The sequence below is a fragment of the Pasteurella sp. WM03 genome, from assembly GCF_004570945.1.
GTDB lineage: Bacteria > Pseudomonadota > Gammaproteobacteria > Enterobacterales > Pasteurellaceae > Rodentibacter.
In genome coordinates, this window is record NZ_SPPO01000006.1 from 120,660 (window position 1) to 143,677 (window position 23,018).

18 protein-coding genes are annotated in these 23,018 nt (G+C 41.6%); 17 read left to right on the forward strand and 1 reads right to left on the reverse strand.

The annotated features are described in order from the left end of the window. Window positions 1–17: 17 nt before the first annotated feature. The 16 genes from E4T92_RS07615 (at window position 18) to E4T92_RS07690 (ending at window position 20,807) form a co-directional block, all read left to right on the forward strand. Entirely contained in the window at window positions 18–1,943 is a 1,926-nt protein-coding gene (locus tag E4T92_RS07615) for an ABC transporter ATP-binding protein (RefSeq protein WP_135094134.1), read from the forward strand. A 316-nt stretch (window positions 1,944–2,259) separates the two neighbouring features. Continuing rightward, a complete protein-coding gene (locus E4T92_RS07620; RefSeq protein WP_135094135.1) occupies window positions 2,260–2,802 on the forward strand; it encodes a topoisomerase DNA-binding C4 zinc finger domain-containing protein in 543 nt (180 codons plus the stop codon). Continuing rightward, entirely contained in the window at window positions 2,799–3,350 is a 552-nt protein-coding gene (locus tag E4T92_RS07625) for a Sua5/YciO/YrdC/YwlC family protein (protein WP_135094136.1), read from the forward strand. The genes E4T92_RS07620 and E4T92_RS07625 overlap by 4 nt, the downstream gene beginning before the upstream one ends. Before the next feature lie 3 nt (window positions 3,351–3,353). Then, window positions 3,354–4,172, forward strand: coding sequence for a shikimate dehydrogenase (gene aroE, locus E4T92_RS07630; protein WP_135094137.1), 819 nt, complete (start codon window positions 3,354–3,356; stop codon window positions 4,170–4,172). Further along, window positions 4,169–4,717 carry a DNA-3-methyladenine glycosylase I gene (locus tag E4T92_RS07635; protein WP_135094138.1) on the forward strand — a complete coding sequence of 183 codons (549 nt, stop codon included), beginning with the start codon at window positions 4,169–4,171 and terminating at the stop codon, window positions 4,715–4,717. The genes aroE and E4T92_RS07635 overlap by 4 nt, the downstream gene beginning before the upstream one ends. 47 nt (window positions 4,718–4,764) lie before the next feature. Further along, on the forward strand, window positions 4,765–7,107 hold the full coding sequence (gene lptD / locus E4T92_RS07640; protein ID WP_135094139.1) for an LPS assembly protein LptD: 2,343 nt from the start codon (window positions 4,765–4,767) through the stop codon (window positions 7,105–7,107). A gap of 24 nt (window positions 7,108–7,131) precedes the next feature. Then, on the forward strand, window positions 7,132–7,878 hold the full coding sequence (locus E4T92_RS07645) for a VacJ family lipoprotein (RefSeq protein ID WP_077541245.1): 747 nt from the start codon (window positions 7,132–7,134) through the stop codon (window positions 7,876–7,878). Window positions 7,879–7,940: 62 nt separating this feature from the next. Further along, window positions 7,941–8,330 (forward strand): RidA family protein, encoded by a 390-nt coding sequence (locus E4T92_RS07650; RefSeq protein WP_135094140.1) that lies wholly within the window; start codon window positions 7,941–7,943, stop codon window positions 8,328–8,330. Window positions 8,331–8,617: 287 nt separating this feature from the next. Beyond that, window positions 8,618–9,109 carry a 50S ribosomal protein L10 gene (gene rplJ / locus E4T92_RS07655; protein WP_135094141.1) on the forward strand — a complete coding sequence of 164 codons (492 nt, stop codon included), beginning with the start codon at window positions 8,618–8,620 and terminating at the stop codon, window positions 9,107–9,109. A gap of 54 nt (window positions 9,110–9,163) precedes the next feature. After that, entirely contained in the window at window positions 9,164–9,535 is a 372-nt protein-coding gene (gene rplL / locus E4T92_RS07660) for a 50S ribosomal protein L7/L12 (RefSeq protein ID WP_077414190.1), read from the forward strand. A gap of 302 nt (window positions 9,536–9,837) precedes the next feature. Then, window positions 9,838–13,866 carry a DNA-directed RNA polymerase subunit beta gene (gene rpoB / locus E4T92_RS07665; protein ID WP_135094142.1) on the forward strand — a complete coding sequence of 1,343 codons (4,029 nt, stop codon included), beginning with the start codon at window positions 9,838–9,840 and terminating at the stop codon, window positions 13,864–13,866. A 126-nt stretch (window positions 13,867–13,992) separates the two neighbouring features. Further along, window positions 13,993–18,261 (forward strand): DNA-directed RNA polymerase subunit beta', encoded by a 4,269-nt coding sequence (gene rpoC / locus E4T92_RS07670; protein ID WP_077541239.1) that lies wholly within the window; start codon window positions 13,993–13,995, stop codon window positions 18,259–18,261. Window positions 18,262–18,462: 201 nt separating this feature from the next. Further along, window positions 18,463–19,395 (forward strand): dicarboxylate transporter/tellurite-resistance protein TehA, encoded by a 933-nt coding sequence (tehA, locus tag E4T92_RS07675; RefSeq protein WP_135094143.1) that lies wholly within the window; start codon window positions 18,463–18,465, stop codon window positions 19,393–19,395. Window positions 19,396–19,666: 271 nt separating this feature from the next. Next, on the forward strand, window positions 19,667–20,185 hold the full coding sequence (locus tag E4T92_RS07680; protein ID WP_135094144.1) for a hypothetical protein: 519 nt from the start codon (window positions 19,667–19,669) through the stop codon (window positions 20,183–20,185). A 2-nt stretch (window positions 20,186–20,187) separates the two neighbouring features. Next, window positions 20,188–20,436 (forward strand): hypothetical protein, encoded by a 249-nt coding sequence (locus E4T92_RS07685; protein WP_135094145.1) that lies wholly within the window; start codon window positions 20,188–20,190, stop codon window positions 20,434–20,436. Then, window positions 20,436–20,807, forward strand: coding sequence for a protein-export chaperone SecB (locus tag E4T92_RS07690; protein WP_135094146.1), 372 nt, complete (start codon window positions 20,436–20,438; stop codon window positions 20,805–20,807). Before E4T92_RS07685 ends, E4T92_RS07690 begins: the two co-directional genes overlap by 1 nt. A gap of 115 nt (window positions 20,808–20,922) precedes the next feature. Here E4T92_RS07690 and E4T92_RS07695 read toward each other — a convergent pair whose 3' ends face one another. Then, window positions 20,923–22,377, reverse strand: coding sequence for an aminoacyl-histidine dipeptidase (locus E4T92_RS07695; RefSeq protein ID WP_135094147.1), 1,455 nt, complete (start codon window positions 22,375–22,377; stop codon window positions 20,923–20,925). 101 nt (window positions 22,378–22,478) lie between these two features. Between E4T92_RS07695 and gpt the strand changes: the two genes are divergently transcribed. Continuing rightward, on the forward strand, window positions 22,479–22,946 hold the full coding sequence (gene gpt, locus E4T92_RS07700) for a xanthine phosphoribosyltransferase (RefSeq protein ID WP_059368639.1): 468 nt from the start codon (window positions 22,479–22,481) through the stop codon (window positions 22,944–22,946). Window positions 22,947–23,018: the final 72 nt, after the last annotated feature.

A 23,018-nucleotide genomic window follows, 5' to 3' on the forward strand; every position in this document is an offset into this window, starting at 1 on the left:
AGATATACCTTAGAAAAATGATTGTATTTAATAATATTTCCTTAAAACGCGGGCAAACCGAATTACTTGAGAATGCAACGGCAACCATTAATCCGAAACAAAAAGTGGGATTGGTGGGGAAAAACGGTTGTGGCAAATCTTCTTTGTTTGCTTTATTGAGAAAAGAACTTCAGCCGGAGGGCGGTGAGGTTTCTTATCCTTCAAATTGGGCGGTATCATGGGTGAATCAGGAAACGCCGGCATTAGAAATATCCGCATTGGATTATGTGATTCAAGGGGATCGTGAATATTGCCGTTTACAGGCAGAATTGAAGCAAGCAAATGAACGCAATGATGGCAATGCGATTGCCCGTATTCACGACAGGCTAGATGCGATTAATGCTTGGACAATTCAATCCCGAGCGGAAACGCTGTTGCACGGTTTAGGATTTACACAGGCGGAAACGCAGCATACTGTCAAGTCGTTCTCGGGTGGTTGGCGGATGCGGTTGAATTTAGCACAGGCGTTGATTTGTCCGTCAGATTTGTTATTGCTTGATGAACCCACTAACCATTTAGATTTGGATGCGGTGATTTGGCTTGAACGTTGGTTGGTTAATTATCAAGGCACGTTAGTGCTGATTTCTCACGACCGAGATTTTCTTGATCCTATCGTGAATAAAATTCTTCATATTGAACATCAAAAACTAAACGAATACACGGGGGATTATTCCTCTTTTGAAGTGCAACGTGCCACCAAACTTGCTCAACAAGCGGCAATGTATCGTCAGCAGCAACAAAAAATTGCCCATTTACAAAGCTATATCGATCGCTTTAGAGCCAAAGCGACCAAAGCAAAACAGGCGCAAAGTCGAGTGAAAGCCCTAGAACGAATGGAATTAATTGCACCGGCCTATGCGGATAATCCTTTCACTTTTGCTTTTCGCCCGCCTGCTTCCTTGCCGAATCCTTTGGTGATGATTGAACAAGCGAGCGCTGGCTACGGCAGCGGGGAAAGTGCGGTTGAAATTTTGACTAAAATTAAACTTAATCTTGTGCCGGGTTCTCGCATTGGATTACTTGGTCAAAATGGGGCGGGAAAATCCACTTTGATTAAACTTTTGGCACAAGAACTGACCGCACTTTCCGGTACGGTACAGCTTGCCAAAGGTGTGCAATTAGGTTATTTCGCCCAACATCAGCTTGATACGCTCCGTGCGGAAGAATCTGCTTTGTGGCATATACAAAAACTCGCACCGGAGCAGACGGAGCAACAACTACGGGATTACCTCGGTAGTTTTGCTTTTCATGGTGATAAGGTGAATCAGCCTGTTTCCTCTTTTTCCGGTGGCGAAAAAGCGCGGTTGGTTTTAGCATTGATTGTGTGGCAACGCCCGAATTTACTGTTACTGGATGAACCGACCAACCATTTGGATCTTGATATGCGTCAAGCCTTGACGGAAGCCTTGGTGGATTATGAGGGATCATTGGTGGTGGTATCGCACGACCGCCATTTGTTACGCAATACGGTGGAAGAATTTTACTTAGTCCATGATAAACAAGTCGAACCTTTTAAAGGCGATTTAGAGGATTACCAAAAATGGCTGATGGAACAAAATAGCCAATCTTCTACAAAATCAGCAGAAGAAAATACTGCGTCAGAAACTGCTCATTCCAATCAAAGTCGCAAAGAACAAAAACGTCGAGAAGCCGAATTGCGCCAGCAAACCGCCCCACTTCGTAAAAAAATCACGCAGTTGGAAGAAAAAATGAATATATTGAGCGACCAACTGGCGGAAATTGAAAATAATCTTGCGGATTCTGCGCTTTACAGTGCAGAAAATAAAGAAAAACTGACCGCACTTTTAGCACAACAGGTGGAGACTAAAAAAGTCTTGGAAATCGTCGAGACGGATTGGATGGAGGCACAAGAGACATTGGAAGAAATGTTATCGAATGCCTAACTTGAAAAAAATAAAGGTTGCGCATACAATAACCAAGAAAGGGAGCAGATTGCTCCGCTCCCTAGGTTGGGTTGCTACCTTGCGATAGTGGTGTCCGAAGTTAGCAACAGGATAATGATTAAGATTAAGATTAAGATTAGGATTAATCTAAAACATTTCACTCAAAATCACCTCCTTAGATCGGTAAGATTTGGGAGGATAGCTAACCCGAGGTCCAGTCGGGAAAGCTATACACCCGACCAACCAGAGTGAATCATATCATAGAAACCGCCTTTTGGCGGTTTTTTTATAACAACCAGGTTTATGTGAGCACGAAATGAATCAATCCCTTTTTCATCATACTAAACAAGAAGAATACTGCCCGAAGTGCGGTTCGATTTTGCAAATGAAACAAGGCAAAAAATGGTTGTTTCTTGGTTGTAGCGGCTATCCTCAATGCGATTATTTACGTCCTCTACATCGAGTGGAACATAAAGTATTGAAAACCCTTGATGAACCCTGTCCGCAATGTGGCGATTTGTTACATTTGAAACAAGGGGCATTTGGGATGTTTATCGGTTGCAGTAATTATCCGCAATGCGATTTTGTCGTACACGAAGAACAAAAAATCGAGGAGAAAATCCCTTGCCCTGAATGTCGGAAAGGACATTTGGTGACACGTCGTGGACGACAAGGCAAAACATTTTACGGTTGCGACAACTTTCCCCGTTGTAAATTTTCTTTGCCGACACGACCCTATGAAATGCCTTGCCCGCAATGCAATTTTCCTCTTGCTTTATTAAAAAGTGAAAATGAAAAAGGGCAACAAATGCAATGTGCCAATAAAACTTGCCGCCATATTTTTGAGATTTCCAAATGACGTTACAACAAATTACCGCCTGTTTATTACAAGATCAAGTTGTCGCCTACCCTACTGAAGCCGTGTTTGGTTTGGGCTGTAATCCGCTTAGCGAAAGTGCGGTCAAAAAATTACTCAATTTAAAGCAACGTCCTGTGGAAAAAGGGATAATTTTGATTGCGCCGAGTTTGACATTTTTACAGCCCTTTATTGATTTTGCAGAGGTGACGGAAACACAAATGGCAAGGTTGACTGCCCGTTATGATCGCCCGATCACTTGGGTTGTGCCGGCAAAACAGGATATTTCGCCCTTCCTTACCGGAAAATTTAACACAATTGCGGTGCGTTTAAGCGATCATTTGGCGGTAAAAGCCTTATGCGAGGCAACAGGTTTTGCATTGACTTCAACGAGTGCGAATTTAACGGGGCAGCCCCCCTGCCGCACCTCCACAGAAGTGCGGTCGCAATTTGGCGAGGATTTTCCTGTCTTAGATTTAGCTGTAGGCAAAGCGAAAAATCCCTCGGAGATTCGTGATTTGATGACTAACCAATTGTTTAGACAAGGATAAGATATGGATTACTATGCGGTGTGGGGTAACCCCATTTCACAAAGTTTATCGCCGTTGATTCAGGGCAAATTTGCGGCACAAACCCAACAAGCGATGACCTATGAGGCAAAATTAGGGGATCTTGATACCTTTGAGCAACAGCTTGCCACATTTTTCTCGCAGGGAGCAAAAGGCTGTAATGTGACCGCACCTTTTAAAACCCGAGCCTATCAACTTGCCGATGAACACAGTGAACGGGCGAGACTTGCGCAGGCTTGTAATACGATGAAAAAATTAGCGGACGGTCGGCTTTATGCGGATAATACGGACGGCATCGGGCTTGTGACGGATTTGGAACGTTTAAATTGGATTAAACCGAATCAGCGTATTTTGATTTTAGGAGCTGGCGGTGCAACTCAAGGTGTATTACTCCCCTTATTGCAAGCCCAACAAAATATTGTGTTAGCCAACCGCACTTTGGCGAAAGCCGAAGCCTTGGCGGAGATATTTCAGCCTTATGGTGAGATTCAAGCGGTGGCGATGGATAAGATTCCTCGTCAATCTTATAATTTGATTATTAATGCCACTTCTGCGGGTTTAAGCGGAAGTACTGCCCCTGTTTCGGCAGATATCCTTAAATTGGGACACGCCTTTTATGATATGCAATACGCCAAAGGATCAGATACGCCGTTTGTTGTATTTTGTAAAAGTTTAGGTTTGACGAATATCAGTGATGGATTGGGGATGTTGGTAGCGCAAGCCGCACACTCATTCCATTTGTGGCGGGGAGTGATGCCAGATTTTTTGAAGGTTTATAGCGAAGTCACAAGGGAGATTCAATGACAAGATGTTCATGGGTGGGGGATTTACCGATTTATATAGCTTATCACGACAATGAATGGGGTAAGCCGGAGTTTGATAGCCAAAAATTATTTGAGAAAATCTGTTTAGAAGGGCAACAAGCCGGCTTGTCGTGGATTACAGTATTAAAAAAGCGTGAAGCCTATCGTGCAGCATTTCATCAATTTGATCCTAAAAAAGTGGCAAAAATGACCGCACTTGATATTGATGTTTGTATGAAAAATGAGGGATTGATTCGTCATCGTGCGAAATTGGAGGCCATTGTCAAAAATGCCAAGGCTTATTTGGCGATGGAAAAGTGCGGTGAAAATTTTAGTGATTTTATTTGGTCTTTTGTCAATCATCAGCCTATTGTGAATGATGTGCCGGATTTATCCGTTATACCGACTAGAACCGATATATCCAAAGCCATGTCAAAAGCCTTGAAAAAACGCGGTTTTGTATTTGTAGGTGAAACCACTTGTTATGCTTTTATGCAATCAATGGGATTAGTCAATGACCATATAAATGATTGTTGTTGTAAATGATCTTCCAGTATAATCGCCCAGATTTTCTTGTTAAAAAGAATGAAATTATGAATAAAAAATATACTTTAATTTTCCTTTCTATTTTGACCGCACTTTATAGCCAAACGACTTTGGCGGATTTACGTGCTCAATGCCTGGTGGGCGTGCCAAGGTTTTCCGGTGAAGAGGTATCGGGTAATCCGAATGATTTACCCGTTTATATTGAAGCAGACGAGGCAGAAATTAACCAGCCGACAAGTGCAATTTATAAAGGTAAGGCAGATCTCAAGCAGGGGAATCGTCATTTGATTGCTGATTCTGTGGAGGTGAAGCAACTCGGTGAAGGGACGGCATTGCAACGTTTTGCTTATGTGCGTGGTGGATTTGATTATAAAGACAATCAAATCAATATGTTGGGGAAAAATGCGGATTTTAATTTAGATTCAAAAGACGGTCATGTGACGGAAGCCGATTATCAGTTGGTCGGCCGTCAAGGTCGAGGTAAAGCACAAGAGATTGAATTGCGCAATAATACCCGTGTAATGAAAAATGCCACCTTTACCTCCTGTTTGCCGAATGATAATGCCTGGGCGGTGGATGCTTCGGAGATCACCCAACATATAAAAGAGGAATATGCGGAAATGTGGCATGCTCGTTTTAAAGTGCTGGGTGTGCCGATATTTTATACCCCTTATTTACAACTTCCCATTGGTGATCGTCGCCGTTCTGGTTTATTAATGCCAAGTGCCGGAAGTTCGAGTCGTGACGGTTATTGGTATTCCCAACCAATTTATTGGAATATCGCACCAAATTACGATGCGACCATGACGCCAAAATATATGTCTCATCGTGGTTGGCAATTAAACGGTGAATTTCGTTATTTAACAGCGGTTGGGGAAGGTAAAATTGCCGGTGAGTATTTAGAGCGTGATCGATATGATGAATACTATGGCGAGAATCGTAAACGCCATTTATTTTATTGGAATCACAGCTCATCTTTCCTTGAAAATTGGCGTTTAAATGTGGATTACACGCGTGTTAGCGATAAACGCTATTTCACTGATTTTACCTCGGATTATGGTAACAGTACGGACGGTTATGCCAACCAATATGCCCGTATCGCCTACTATCAACCAAACTATAACTTCGCCATTTCTGCACGGCAATTCCAAATTTTTGATGAAGTAGATATCGGACCATATCGTGCAATTCCACAAATTGATTTGAATTATTATAAAAATGATTTAGCGAATGGTTGGCTAGACTTCAAATTATTCTCACAAGCGGTACGTTTTGATAATGACAGTAGCTTGATGCCAACGGCTTGGCGTTTTCATCTTGAGCCAAGCTTAGCCACGGCAATGTCGAATAAATATGGTAGCCTGAATATTGAAACCAAACTTTATGCGACCCATTACCAACAGAAAAAAGGAAAAGGGGTAAGCGCAGAAGAGGTGGAAAGTCGGGTTAATCGAGTCATTCCGCAAATTAAAGTAGATTTACAAACTGTCTTAGCCCGTGATACGACGTTCCTAAAGGATTACATGCAAACTTTTGAGCCTCGTGTACAGTATTTATACCGTCCATATCGTGACCAAAGTCATATTGGTTCAAGTCGGACTAATGATTATTTAGGGTATGGCTATGATTCCTCGTTGGTTCAGCAAGATTATTATTCTTTGTTCCGTGATCGTCGTTATAGTGGATTAGACCGAATTTCTTCTGCTAACCAAGTGACGCTAGGGGGAACGACCCGTTTTTATGATCGTCATTCAATGGAGCGTTTTAATTTCTCTGCCGGACAGACTTACTACTTAACGAATTCCCGAATTGACAGTAATCCGGCAAACAGTACGCAACGTTCTTCTTCCTCTTGGACATTAGAGTCAAATTGGAAACTCAATGATTCTTGGAACTGGCATGGAAGTTATCAATATGATACGCAGTTGAATAAAACCTCATTAGCCAATACCAGTGTTGAATATAACCCGATAAAAAATAATTTAATTCAGTTAAATTATCGTTATGCAAGCCAAGCTTATATTGACCAAAATTTAGGGCGTTCCGCCAATGCCTATAATCAAGATATTAAACAGTTAGGTTTGGTCGCTGCTTGGGAAATGACGGATAATTGGGCGGTGGTCGGAAAATATTATCAAGACTTAGCCCTAAAAAAACCGGTAGAACAATATCTTGGCGTACAATATAACAGCTGCTGTTGGGCGGTTGGTGTCGGCGCAAGACGTTATGTGACAAACCGTCAAAATCAAGGGCAAGATGATGTAGTCTATGATCACAGTATCGGTGTGACCTTTGAATTACGTGGCTTAGGCACAAATGATCACCAAAGCGGCATTCAAGAAATGCTCAAAAAAGGGAAATTGCCGTATATTAAGGCGTATAGTTTATAAGTTGGCTATCAGATAGGATACTGAATGAAAAAACAAACAATTTTAACCGCACTTTTGGGAGCGATGATATTAAGTGGATGCGCAACCAAACCAAATGGCGAGCGTAATGATCCGATGGAAGGATTTAACCGCACCATGTGGGATTTTAACTATAATGTGGTGGATCGCTATGTATTAGAACCAGCCGCGAAAGGTTGGCGTGATTATGTGCCGACACCTGTCACCAAAGGGCTGACTAATGTGGCAAATAATTTAGACGAGCCGGTGAGTTTTGTGAATCGTATGATTGAAGGTGAACCGAAAAAAGCGTTCGTGCATTTTAATCGTTTTTGGATTAATACCGTGTTTGGTATTGGCGGCTTATTTGATTTTGCCAGTGCGAGCAAAGAATTACAGGTTTACGAAAAACGTGGATTTGGTGAGACATTAGGGAGTTATGGGGTTGATGCCGGTGCTTATATGGTGCTTCCGCTTTACAATGCAACAACCCCTCGCCAATTAACCGGTGCGGTGGTAGATGCCGCTTATATGTATCCGTTCTGGGAATGGGTAGCAGGTAACCCGATTTCCTTAGTGAAATATGGTGTGCAAGTGTTGGATACTCGGGCAAAAAATTTGGATAATGCCGAATTGCTAAATCAAGCACAGGATCCGTATGTCACCTTCCGTGAAGCCTATTATCAAAATTTAGACTTTAAGGTGAGTGACGGAAAAGTGAAAGAAAGTTCACAGAAAGAACTTTCTGATGATGTGTTAAAAGAAATTGATTAATAAAAAGTGCGGTTGATTTTACAGCCTTTTTCTCGGTAAACAGTAAGAAAGGAGAACTGACAATGACAAAAATTATTCATACTGAAAAAGCCCCAACGGCAATAGGACCTTATGTTCAGGCGGTGGATTTAGGGAATTTGGTTTTGACCTCGGGTCAAATTCCGGTGAATCCGGCAACGGGCGAAGTGCCGGCTGATATTGTGGCACAAGCCCGTCAATCGTTAGAAAATGTTAAAGCGATTGTGGAACAAGCCGGCTTAAGCGTGGCGGATATTATAAAAACCACCGTATTCGTGAAAGATTTAAATGATTTTGCCGTGGTGAATGCGGAATATGAGCGTTTCTTTAAAGAGAATAATCATCCGACTTTTCCAGCCCGCTCTTGTGTGGAAGTGGCACGTTTACCAAAAGATGTTGGGCTGGAAATTGAAGCCATCGCGGTAAGAAAATAATATAGGGCGCAGTTTTGGATCTTTTTTCGCCAAATGGCTTTACAAGAAAAAAGATTCACTTTATAATTTCGCACCTTTGTTATGGCTTTAGGCTATAACCACATTTCTGGTTGGTGCTTGACCTATTCAAGCCCCGTCCAAGACCGTAGGGGAGCAATCTTAATCATCCTACGTAGATGGTGTACAGAATAAGAATTTTTCTTGCTTCTGGGCACCGAAGTCGTCCTAGTCTTAGATTAGGTAAATTAATTCCGAGCAATCGGAGTGTATTCAGGAGCTAAAAGCCAATGGCATTAAATCTTCAAGACAAACAAGCAATTGTTGCTGAAGTAAATGAAGCAGCCAAAGGTGCACTTTCAGCGGTTATCGCGGATTCACGCGGTGTAACTGTTGATAAAATGACTGAATTACGTAAATCAGCTCGTGAATCTGGTGTAACAATGCGTGTGGTTCGTAATACTTTATTACGCCGTGCGGTTGAAGGCACAGATTACGAATGCTTAAAAGATACGTTTGTAGGTCCAACACTTATCGCGTTCTCTAACGAACACCCGGGCGCAGCTGCTCGTTTGTTCAAAGAGTTTGCTAAAGCAAACGATAAGTTTGAAATTAAAGGTGCAGCCTTTGAAGGTAAGATCCAAGATGTTGAATTCTTAGCAACATTACCAACTTACGAAGAAGCAATTGCACGTTTAATGGGCACAATGAAAGAAGCAGCGGCAGGCAAACTTGCTCGCACTTTTGCAGCATTACGCGACAAATTACAAGAAGCGGCTTAATTGTTAAGCGTTTCTTACTTCATTTAACTTTATTTATTTTAGGAATTGATTGTTATGTCATTAACTAACGAACAAATCATTGAAGCGATTGCTTCTAAAACTGTAACTGAAATCGTTGAATTAATCGCAGCGATGGAAGAAAAATTCGGCGTTTCAGCAGCGGCAGCAGTAGCAGCAGCACCGGCAGGTGGCGCAGCAGCAGCGGCAGAAGAAAAAACTGAATTTGACGTAGTACTTGCTGAAGCTGGTGCAAACAAAGTAGCAGTAATCAAAGCAGTACGTGGTGCAACCGGTTTAGGCTTGAAAGAAGCGAAAGACTTAGTTGAATCTGCACCTGCAGCGTTAAAAGAAGGCATCTCTAAAGAAGAAGCTGAAGCTCTTAAGAAAGAATTAGAAGAAGCCGGTGCAAAAGTAGAAATCAAATAATTTTTGATTCTCTTATGTCCTGTTTCTCAGGCTTAATGGCTGGTGGTTTACCATCAGCCATTTTGTGCTATCAAAATAGGCACAAAAAACAGATAACTATTTTCCGTTTAATCTTATCTGTTTCCACTTAAATTAATCATAGACATTTTAATTTGAGTAGCCCACTACAGAAGTAAGGTTCAGAGTGCGGTTTCTGAAAACGGTGTCCATACTTTGGTATAAGTAAAAATTCGGTCAAAACTGACCGCACTTTTTCTTATGTCAGCTCAGTCTCACTAAAATTGATAGAGGAAAACCAACCAATGGGTCTCTCCTATTCTGAGAAAAAACGAATTCGTAAAGACTTCGGCAAGCGTCCGCAAGTTTTAAATGTACCTTATTTATTAACCATCCAATTAGATTCGTTTGATAAATTTATTCAAAAAGATCCTGAAGGTCAGCAAGGTTTAGAAGCTGCTTTCCGTTCAGTCTTTCCAATTGTTAGCAACAATGGTTATACCGAATTACAATATGTTGACTACCGTTTAGAAGAACCGGAATTTGATGTACGTGAGTGCCAAATCCGTGGTTCGACTTATGCTGCAGGTTTACGTGTTAAATTACGTCTTGTAAGTTACGATAAAGAGTCATCTTCACGCGCAATTAAAGATATTAAAGAAAATGAAGTGTATATGGGTGAAATCCCATTAATGACGGATAATGGTACTTTCGTGATTAATGGTACCGAGCGTGTTATCGTTTCACAATTACACCGTAGCCCAGGCGTATTCTTTGATTCCGATAAAGGTAAAACCCATTCATCGGGTAAGGTGCTTTATAACGCACGTATTATTCCTTACCGCGGGTCTTGGTTGGATTTTGAATTTGATCCGAAAGATAATCTTTATGCACGTATTGACCGTCGTCGTAAATTACCGGCAACGATTATTCTTCGGGCATTAGGTTATAATACCGAAGAAATCTTAAATTTATTCTTTGATAAAGTCACGTTTGAAATCGCCGATAATCAACTATTAATGACTCTTGTGCCGGAACGTTTACGTGGTGAAACGGCGTCCTTTGATATTGAAGCGAACGGTAAAGTCTATGTCGAGCGGGGTCGTCGTATTACTGCCCGTCATATTAAGGCATTAGAAAAAGATAATGTTACACAAGTTGTAGTGCCTACTGAGTACATTGTAGGTAAAGTGGCGGCAAAAGATTATGTGGATTTAGAATCCGGTGAAATTATTTGTTCGGCAAATGGTGAAATTTCTTTAGAGGTTTTAGCCAAGTTAGCACAAGCCGGTTATCACATCATTGAGACATTGTTTACCAATGATTTAGATTACGGTCCTTATATTTCTGAGACTTTACGTGTTGATCCGACTTACGACAAAGTGAGTGCTTTATACGAAATTTATCGTATGATGCGTCCGGGTGAACCACCAACACCTGAATCTTCCGAAGCGTTATTCAATAACTTATTCTTTTCTGCGGAACGTTATGACCTATCCGCAGTAGGTCGTATGAAATTTAACCGTTCTTTAGGCATTCCAGAGGGCGTAGGCAGTGGTATTTTAAGCCATGAAGATATTATTGCTGTTATGCGTAAGCTCATTGAGATCCGTAACGGGCGTGGTGAAGTCGATGATATTGACCACTTAGGTAACCGCCGTATCCGTTCTGTGGGAGAAATGGCTGAAAACCAATTCCGTATTGGTTTGGTACGTGTAGAAAGAGCGGTCAAAGAACGCTTATCTTTAGGCGATTTAGATGCGATTACACCACAAGATTTAATTAACCCAAAACCAATTTCTGCGGCAGTGAAAGAATTCTTCGGTTCTTCACAACTTTCACAGTTTATGGACCAAAACAACCCGTTATCGGAAGTGACTCATAAACGTCGTATTTCTGCCTTAGGCCCGGGTGGTTTAACCCGTGAACGTGCCGGCTTTGAAGTGCGTGACGTCCATAACACTCACTATGGTCGTTTATGTCCAATCGAAACGCCTGAAGGTCCGAACATTGGTTTGATCAACTCTCTTTCCGCCTTTGCCCGTACCAATGATTACGGTTTCTTAGAAACCCCGTATCGTAAAGTCATTGATGGTCAAGTGACGGAAGAAATTGAATATTTATCTGCTATTGATGAAGCAAATTATATTATCGCTCAGGCAAACTCAAATCTAGACGAGAACAATCGCTTTACTGATGCCTTTGTTACCGCACGTGGTGAGCGTGGCGAGTCCGGTTTATATAAACCGGAAGACATCCACTATATGGACGTTTCAACACAGCAAGTGGTATCTGTGGCGGCGGCATTGATTCCATTCCTTGAGCATGACGATGCGAACCGTGCATTGATGGGCGCAAACATGCAACGTCAGGCGGTTCCAACATTACGTGCAGATAAGCCGTTGGTGGGAACGGGCATGGAAAAACCAATTGCCCTTGATTCCGGTGTAGCGGTTGTCGCAAAACGTGGTGGTACGGTTCAATATGTGGATGCGTCACGTATCGTGATTAAAGTGAATGAGGATGAAACTATTGCAGGTGAAGCGGGGATTGATATTTATAACTTAATTAAATACACCCGTTCCAACCAAAATACCTGTATTAACCAAATTCCTTGTGTGAATTTAGGCGATCCGATTAATCGTGGTGAAGTCTTAGCTGATGGCCCTTCAACGGATTTAGGGGAATTGGCATTAGGTCAAAATATTCGCGTGGCGTTTATGCCATGGAATGGTTATAACTTTGAAGACTCTATGCTCGTGTCTGAGCGTGTGGTTCAACAAGATCGCTTTACCACGATTCATATTCAAGAGCTTTCTTGTGTAGCTCGTGATACCAAACTTGGTTCAGAAGAAATTACCGCAGATATTCCAAATGTGGGTGAATCGGCGTTAAGCAAATTAGATGAATCTGGTATCGTTTATGTGGGCGCAGAAGTGAAAGGTGGCGATATCCTAGTTGGTAAAGTGACGCCTAAAGGTGAAACCCAATTGACACCGGAAGAAAAATTGTTACGTGCAATTTTTGGTGAAAAAGCCTCTGATGTAAAAGATTCTTCATTGCGTGTACCAAACAGCGTAAGCGGTACGGTTATTGACGTACAAGTCTTCACTCGTGATGGTGTGGAAAAAGACAAACGTGCGTTAGAAATTGAAGAAATGCAATTAAAACAAGCGAAAAAAGACCTTTCTGATGAATTAGAAATCTTAGAGGCGGGTTTATTCGCACGTGTTCGTAATCTTCTTATCGCCGGTGGTTTCGATACGGCACAGTTAGACAAATTAGATCGGACTAAATGGTTAGAACAAACCATTGCCGATGAAGATAAACAAAATCAGTTAGAACAGCTTGCCGAGCAATACGAAGAGCTTCGTAAAGAGTTTGAACTCAAACTTGAAGTGAAACGTAAGAAAATTATCAAAGGTGATGATCTTGCACCGGGCGTATTGAAAGTGGTTAAAGTTTATCTTGCGGTGAAACGTCAAATCCAACCGGGTGATAAAATGGCCGGTCGTCACGGTAACAAAGGGGTTATCTCAAAAATTAACCCTGTTGAGGATATGCCGTACGATGAAAACGGTCAACCGGTTGAAATCGTATTGAACCCGCTGGGCGTACCATCCCGTATGAATATCGGTCAGATCCTTGAAACTCACTTAGGTTTAGCGGCGAAAGGTATTGGTGATCAAATCAATGCGATGCTTAAACAAAAACAAGAAGTGGAAAAATTACGTAGCTATATGCAAAAAGCCTATGACTTAGGCAATGGTTCACAAAAAGTGGATTTAAGTAGCTTCACCGATGAAGAAGTGCTACGTCTAGCAGATAACTTACGTAAAGGTTTGCCGGTTGCGACTCCTGTGTTCGATGGTGCGGATGAAACGGAAATCAAAGAGTTATTAAAACTCGGTGGTTTACCGACCTCCGGTCAGATCACCTTATACGACGGACGTACCGGCGAGAAATTTGAGCGTCCGGTAACTGTGGGTTATATGTATATGCTCAAATTGAACCACTTGGTTGACGACAAAATGCACGCTCGTTCAACAGGTTCTTATAGCCTCGTCACACAACAACCATTAGGTGGTAAAGCACAATTCGGGGGACAACGTTTCGGTGAGATGGAGGTATGGGCGCTTGAAGCATATGGCGCAGCTTACACGCTACAAGAAATGCTCACTGTGAAATCCGATGATGTGAACGGTCGTACGAAGATGTATAAAAACATCGTCAGCGGTAACCAACAAATGGATCCGGGTACACCGGAATCTTTCAACGTAATTATGAAAGAAATCCGTTCACTTGGTTTAAATATCGAGTTAGACGAAGAGTAATGAAAAGTAAGGTGTGTGGATGGTAAAAATCTACACACCCTACAAAAGAAATCGCCGAAGTGCGGTCAAAATTCTCGGTAATTTTTAACCGCGCTTTAAACCTTTAACTCCGACAGGAGAACATTTGTGAAAGACTTAGTTAAGTTTTTAAAAGCACAGTCAAAAACCAGTGAAGATTTTGATGTGATTAAAATTGGGTTAGCCTCACCGGATATGATCCGTTCTTGGTCATTTGGTGAAGTGAAAAAACCTGAAACCATTAACTACCGTACGTTCAAACCTGAACGTGATGGTCTTTTCTGTGCGCGTATCTTTGGGCCGGTAAAAGATTATGAATGTTTATGTGGTAAATATAAACGTTTAAAACACCGTGGTGTGATTTGTGAAAAATGTGGCGTTGAAGTGACGCAAACCAAAGTTCGTCGTGAACGTATGGGACACATTGAATTAGCCTCACCGGTGGCACACATTTGGTTCTTAAAATCCCTTCCGTCCCGTATCGGTTTATTACTTGATATGCCGTTGCGTGATATTGAGCGTGTCCTTTATTTTGAAATGTATATTGTGACCGAACCCGGGATGACGGATTTAGAACGTGGTCAATTATTAACGGAAGAACAATACCTTGATGCAGAAGATCGTTGGCAGGATGAATTTGAAGCCAAAATGGGTGCGGAAGCAATCCAAGATCTGTTAAAAGGTATGGATCTTGACGTGGAATGTGAAAAATTACGTGAAGAGTTACAAGAAACCAATTCTGAAACCAAACGTAAGAAAATCACCAAGCGCTTAAAATTATTAGAAGCCTTTATTCAATCCGGCAATAAACCGGAATGGATGGTGATGACGGTATTACCGGTACTTCCACCGGATTTACGTCCGTTAGTGCCACTTGATGGTGGTCGTTTTGCCACCTCTGATTTGAATGATTTATACCGTCGTGTGATCAATCGTAACAATCGTTTAAAACGTTTATTAGATTTAATTGCGCCGGATATTATTGTACGCAATGAAAAACGGATGTTGCAAGAGTCGGTCGATGCGTTATTAGATAATGGTCGCCGTGGTCGTGCGATTACCGGTTCTAACCGCCGTCCGTTAAAATCCCTTGCGGATATGATTAAAGGTAAACAAGGTCGTTTCCGTCAAAACTTATTGGGTAAACGTGTTGACTACTCCGGTCGTTCTGTAATTACCGTAGGTCCATACTTACACTTACATCAATGCGGTTTACCGAAGAAAATGGCGTTGGAATTATTCCGTCCGTTTATTTATGCGAAATTAGAAAGCCGTGGCTATGCAACGACAATCAAAGCGGCGAAAAAAATGGTTGAGCGTGAAGATGCGATCGTTTGGGATATCCTCGCGGAAGTTATTCGTGAGCACCCGATTCTATTGAACCGTGCACCAACGCTTCACCGTTTGGGTATTCAAGCATTTGAACCGATCTTAATTGAAGGTAAAGCGATTCAATTACACCCGCTCGTTTGTGCGGCGTTTAACGCGGACTTCGATGGTGACCAAATGGCGGTTCATGTACCATTAACCCTTGAAGCACAATTAGAAGCCCGTGCATTGATGATGTCAACCAACAACGTGCTTTCTCCGGCGAACGGTGAGCCGATTATCGTGCCATCGCAAGACGTGGTGTTGGGTCTTTATTATATGACCCGTGAAAAAGTCAACGGTAAAGGCGAAGGCATGTTATTGCAAGACCCACGTGAGGCTGAAAAGGCTTATCGTACCGGTCAGGCTGAATTACATTCTCGTGTAAGAGTGCGTATTACTGAATATGTGAAAAATGAAGCGGGTGAGTTTGAAACGAAAACGACACTGACCGATACCACGATTGGTCGTGCTATTTTATGGATGATCGCACCGAAAGGTATGCCATATTCATTATTCAATCAAACATTAGGTAAAAAAGCGATTTCAAAATTAATTAATGAAGCTTATCGCCGTTTAGGTTTGAAAGAATCCGTGATGTTTGCCGACCAAATTATGTACACCGGTTTTGCTTATGCGGCTCGTTCCGGCTCATCAGTGGGTATTGATGATATGGTAATTCCTGAGAAGAAATATGAAATTATTTCTGCAGCAGAAGAGGAAGTGGCGGAAATTCAGGAACAGTTCCAATCTGGTCTTGTGACGGCAGGTGAACGTTACAACAAAGTGATCGATATTTGGGCTGCAGCAAATGAACGCGTAGCCAAAGCGATGATGGAAAACCTGTCTCAAGAAGAAGTGATTAACCGTGAAGGTAAACCGGAAAAACAAGTTTCTTTCAACAGCATCTTTATGATGGCAGATTCCGGTGCTCGTGGTTCTGCAGCACAGATTCGTCAGCTTGCAGGGATGCGTGGTTTGATGGCGCGTCCGGACGGTTCGATCATTGAAACGCCAATCACTGCAAACTTCCGTGAAGGCTTGAATGTTCTTCAGTACTTTATTTCAACTCACGGTGCACGTAAAGGTTTGGCGGATACCGCATTGAAAACAGCGAACTCAGGTTATTTGACCCGTCGTTTAGTTGATGTGGCACAAGACTTGGTGATTGTAGAAGACGACTGTGGTACCCATGAAGGCTTGGTGATGACTCCATTAATTGAAGGGGGCGATGAAAAAGTGCCACTTCGTGAGTTAGTATTAGGTCGTGTGGCTGCGGAAGATATTTATAAACCGGGTACGGAAGAGGTCTTAATTACTCGTAATACATTATTAGATGAAAAACTCTGTGATGTATTAGATGAAAACTCCGTGGACAGCGTGAAAGTACGCTCTGTGGTAACCTGTGATACCGATTATGGTGTGTGTGCAAAATGTTATGGTCGTGACTTAGCACGTGGTCACCTAATTAACCAAGGTGAGGCTGTAGGTGTTATTGCTGCACAATCTATCGGTGAACCGGGAACACAGTTAACCATGCGTACGTTCCATATCGGTGGTGCGGCGTCAGCAGCAGCGAAAGAGTCTAGCGTACAGGTGAAAAACACCGGTACATTGCACTTGATTAATGCAAAATTCGTCACAAATGATGAAGGTAAATTAGTTTTAACCTCCCGTAATACTGAATTAACCGTAACTGATGCGTTTGGTCGTACCAAAGAACACTATAAAGTGCCTTATGGTGCCGTGTTAAATAAAGGCGATGGTCAAGATGTCGAGGCAGGTGAAACAGTCGCAAACTGGGATCCACATACCATGCCTGTTGTGTCTGAAGTGGCAGGTTTCGTGAAATTCGTGGATATTGTGGATGGTTTAACTGTCACACGCCAAACCGATGAACTGACCGGCTTATCTTCAGTTGTTGTACAAGATGTGGGTGAACGTGCAACCGCAGGTAAAGATTTACGTCCAACCATTAAATTGGTGGATGCAAATGGTGATGATATCTTCTTACCTGAAACCGATGTGATCGCACAATATTTCTTACCGGGTAAAGCAATCGTAAGTTTAGACGATGGTGCCGCGGTGAAAGTGGGTGAACCATTAGCCCGTATTCCGCAAGAATCGGTGGGAACCAAAGATATTACCGGTGGTCTTCCACGCGTTGCAGACTTGTTTGAAGCCCGTAAACCGAAAGAGCCGGCAATTTTGGCGGAGATTTCAGGTATTGTATCCTTCGGTAAAGAAACCAAAGGTAAACGCCGCTTACTGATTACGCCGGCAGAAGGTGAAGTATACGAAGAAATGATCCCAAAATGGCGTCAGCTCAACGTATTTGAAGGTGAGATGGTACAACGTGGTGATGTGATTTCTGATGGTGCAGAAACACCACATGATATTTTACGTTTACGTGGCGTACGTGCCGTAACCGAATATATCGTCAATGAAGTGCAAGATGTTTACCGCTTACAAGGGGTAAAAATTAACGATAAACACATTGAAGTCATTGTTCGCCAAATGTTGCGTAAAGCGGTGATTACTAACGCTTACGACTCTGAATTCCTTGAAGGAGAACAAGTTGAAGTGGCACGTGTGAAAATCGTAAACCGTAAACGTGAAGCGGAAGGCAAACCGGCGGTTGAATTTGAGCGCGAATTGTTGGGTATTACCAAAGCATCTCTTGCAACGGAATCCTTCATTTCTGCAGCATCGTTCCAAGAAACTACACGTGTTCTTACCGAAGCAGCTGTAGCAGGCAAACGTGATGAGTTACGTGGCTTGAAAGAAAACGTAATCGTTGGTCGCTTAATTCCAGCAGGTACCGGTTTCGCCTATCACCAAAACCGCATTAAAAACCGCCAAAAAGCAGCGGAATTAGCGGTGGAGGCAATAGAACAACCAATTTCTGCTTTCGCAAGTGACGCGGATATCGAAGCCGAATTTGAGTTCGTTGCTGATGATGCCACGCAAAACCTTGCTGCATTATTAAATTCCGAAATGGAAGATTAATATTGCAAAACACATAAATAAAGAAAAGCCCCGAAAGGGGCTTTTTTGTTCGTATTTATTAGGTTTAGCAGTATCTAAAGTGCGGTCATTTTTACAAAATTTTAGGACTTTTTAGAAATAGGTTAGAACTTTTTAGAATTATTTCTATTTTTTATCCTATGCTAAACTTTTCTCAAGTTTTTTATCGTGAGGAGCTTTGTAATGAAAACCATAAGATCTTTCCCTTTACCCTCCGCCTATTTTGCTATTCCCCTTGGCTTAGCTGCGTTATCTCTAGCATGGTGGCATTTGGCAAATCTCTTCCCTTGGGCACAAACTATCAGTGACACGATAGGCACTACGGCGATTATTGTGTGGTTAATTTTTATTGCTATGTATGGGTATAAACTTCGTTACTATTTCCACGAAGTGAAAGAAGAATATCGCTGTCCTATTCGTTTTTCTTTTATTTCCCTTATCCCAATTACGATAATGTTGGTTGGCGATATTATTTATCGCTGGAATCCTGTGATAGCGGAAGTGATGATTTGGTTAGGGACAATTGGGCAATTGCTATTTTCCTCCATAAGAATCGGCGAGCTTTGGAAAGGCGGTGTTTTTGAGCAAAAATCAACACGCCCACCTTTTTATTTACCCTCTGTCGCCGCGAACTTCACCAGTGCAAGTTCACTTGCTTTATTAGGCTATCATGATCTTGGCTATTTATTTTTCGGTGCGGGTTTCATCGCATGGATAATGTTTGAACCGGTACTACTCCAGCATTTACGCATTTCTTCCTTAGAACCGCCTTTCCGTGCCACTATGGGCATTATTCTTGCTCCCGCATTTGTCGGGGCATCGGCGTATTTAGCAGTAAATCAAGGCGAAGTGGATACTTTCGCCAAAATCCTATGGGGCTATGGCTTTTTACAAATGTTCTTTCTATTGAGAATTTTCCCTTGGATTATCGAAAAAGGCTTAAACATCGGTTTATGGGCATTCTCATTCGGCTTAGCCTCCATGGCAAATAGTGCGGTTGTTTTTTACCATAATCAAGTGCTATCCGGCATTGCCATGTTTGCCTTTATTTTTTCAAATTTGATGATTGGAGCACTTGTGTTGATGACATTGTGGAAGTTGGTGAAGGGGGAGTGAAATAAGATTAGCTTGGAGAAATTTCTCTTATTTTTTGTGACGGTAGGCAATTATAGTGAAATTTAAATTTATCGTTGATGATACAGTTTAAACTTAGCTGTGTTATTTACCACATAATATTATGTTTTCAGATTTTTATTTGAAAATCTAAATTTTTTAGCTAAGTTTGACTTGTTAATTTGTAAAATTGTTTTAAATACTTAATGCTTTTTAGGAAAATGTGATATTATTTTCAACGTTAGGATAATTTCTGTATGAACCTTGAGGGGATATGTACACTATTATTGGATTCCATACTTGTGAGGATCGTGGGGAGAGTAATGAAGAAATTAAATCTAAAGTGCCAATTAAAAGCGAACAGGAAGGTCAATGGTTAGGGGCGGGATATTATTTCTGGACTGATTCCTACCGTTATGCTAGAACTTGGGGGACTTATAATAAAAGGGTTGTGTCTGAGTTTGACATTAATTTTTCTACACAGAAGGAAATATTTGATTTAGTAGGAAATGCTTCACACCAAGAAGAATTTGAAAATATGCTTACAGAAATGGTAAAGAAAAACCCTAAATTGTATAATATGGATATGTCGGCTATCTTCTATTTCTTTAGAGACAAAGATGTCTTTGAGCAGTATAAAGCGATCAAGGCTTGTAACAGATGTGAATTTAAGGAACGTTTTTTTACCAATAGGCCAGAACGTTTAATGTTTCCAACTAGGATTCAATTGTGCCTTTTTGAGAAAAATGTTGAATTAATATTGAAGGATATTATTCGAGATGGGGGAGATTAAATATGAAAAAATCTAGTAGTTTAGAAAAGTTAAAACAGGTGTTAAATAGTTACGATAGTGATGAATTATATCAATGCATATCATCGTATCCATTAGTATCGGGTTTTACTATATCAGATTACTTAGCAAATACTCTAGTTTACTCCTTACAGTTTATAGGTAGTGTTTGTTATATAGATAGTAAGCAAGATTCATCAAATGATGAATATTATGAGATCAATGATGTTTCCAATATGGGATTAGCAGCATAATGAAACTTTTTTTAGAGTCAACAAAAGTATTGGGTCTTCAGTTTCTGAGTGATAGTATCAAAGATATGTTTGGTTATGAACCTAAAATTTTAGATAAGCAAACTTTTGCTATTAATTTTAAATTCTCACATTCTCACAAAGATGGGATATCAATAGAGCTTGAATATCAAGCAATATTTAAAGTTGATAGTGAAAGCCATGTCGATGAGACTTTATTAGATAATCCTTTTTTGCATGTTAATGCCCCTGCTATTGCTTACCCATTTTTACGTGCATATGTATCAAATTTATTTTTAATGTCAGGATATGCCCCTTTGATGTTACCAAGCGTTAATTTTGATGAGGCTTGGAAAAAACGTAAGAAGGGATAAAATGGCTTATTTCACAGGCACAAATCTTATTCCCAGCTTGTACTTTTTATTTACTCTACACTCTATCATTTTTTATCTATATGGCAGGTAAAACCTGCCATGTAATAATAGTGGTCTATTTACTTGGCATCCCCCCCAACACTCTCACCAACACCTCCCAATAAGTCTCCACCGCTGAAATCTGCACTTTTTCATCCGGTGAGTGGGCGTTGCGGATCGTAGGGCCTAAAGACACCATATCAATATGCGGATAATGTTCTTTTAGCAGCCCACATTCCAAACCTGCGTGGATCACTTTGATTTCTGGTTCTTTGCCTAATACTTCGGTGTAATGTTTTTTAGTTAGGTCAAGAATGGCGGAGTCGTTCACCGGTTTCCAGCCTGGATAAGGGGCGGAAAATTCGATTTTTGCACCGGCTAAGGTGGCAACGGAGCTTAATAATTCCGTCACATAAGCCTTACCGCTTTCAATCAATGAACGCACTAAAATCGTGCCTTTTACTTTGTCGCCTTCAGTTTTTAGCACACCGATGCTGAGTGAGCTTTCCACCACGTTTTTAATTACATCGCTATTGCGGATCACACCGTTTGGCAAGGCGTTTAGTAAATGAATGACGGTTTTTGTGCTTTGTGCGGTAAATGTCGTTTCTGTTTTGGCGGTAGGTTCAGCAGAAAGGGTTAAATTAGGTTCGGCGATTGCCAATTCTTCTTTCAGTAAAACTTCAAGATTTTTGACCGCACTTTCAAAGGCTTGAATATCGCCGTTAAACGCCAATACTGCTACCGCTTCACGAGGAATCGCATTGCGAATAGAACCGCCACGGATTTCGGCTAAAACAAAGTGCGGTTGGTTTTGAGCAAGTTTTGCTAATACACGGGCAAGTAATTTAATCGCATTAACTCTGCCGGTGTGAATATCACAACCGGAATGACCGCCGCGCAAGCCTTTTAGAAAAAGCTGAGCACTATGCTCAAAAGTATTGGTTTGACGCTCCAAAGGGATTTCCAAATCCCCATTGATACCGCCGGCACAGCCGATATAAATTTCACCGATTTCTTCGGTATCCGTATTAATAAGAATATCCGATTGCAACCAATTACGGCGAAGATTTAATGCACCGTCCATACCGGTTTCTTCGGTCATTGTGAGTAACACTTCAAGAGGCGGATGTGCCACATCATCACTTTCTAACACCGCAAGGGCAGAGGCTAAACCAATTCCGTTGTCCGCTCCCAATGTGGTGCCTTGTGCTTTCACCCAATCGCCGTCAATGTATGGACGAATCGGATCTTGGGTGAAATTTTGCGGATTGCCTTCATTGGCTTGCGGCACCATATCCAAATGGGCCTGCAATGCTACCGGTGTACGGTTTTCCATTCCCGTCGTTGCCGGTTTACGAATCAGCACATTGCCCGCTTCATCACGTTCCACAAAAAATTGTTTTTCTTTCGCCCAATTCACAATGAAATTTGCCAATTCCTCCTCATGATGGGAAGGGTGAGGGATGGCACAAATTTGATCAAACCATTTCCATAATAATTGTGGTTGTAGTGTAGTAATTTCAGACATATTCGCTCCTTTTTTACGAAAAATTTCACGAAATAATAGCATAAAACCTTGTTTCAGGTTATCCTTACGCAATTTTTATTTATTGATATTAAGGTGTAATTATGAGCGAAAAATATGTGGTGACTTGGGATATGTTCCAAATGCACGCCCGCAAATTATCAGAACGTTTACTTCCCGCTTCCCAATGGAAAGGCATTATTGCGGTGAGCCGTGGTGGTCTATTTCCGGCAGCGGTATTAGCGCGTGAATTAAGCATTCGCCACGTAGAAACCGTTTGTATCGCCAGTTATCACGATCACACAAGCCAAGGCGAACTCCAAGTTTTACACGCGGCGGAAGTACCAAACGGTGGAGAAGGCTTTATCGTTGTTGATGATTTGGTCGATACCGGCAACACCGCTCGTGCAATTCGTGAAATGTATCCTAATGCAAAATTTGTCACCGTTTTCGCCAAACCGGCAGGGGCAAAATTAGTGGACGATTATATCATCGACATTCCGCAAAACACATGGATTGAACAACCTTGGGATTTAGGTTTAGCGTTTGTTCCTCCTCTTGCGAGAAAATAAGACTTTTAAAATAAAAGTGCGGTCGAAAATCCTTAAGATTTTACGACCGCTTTTCATTATAGGTTTTAATTT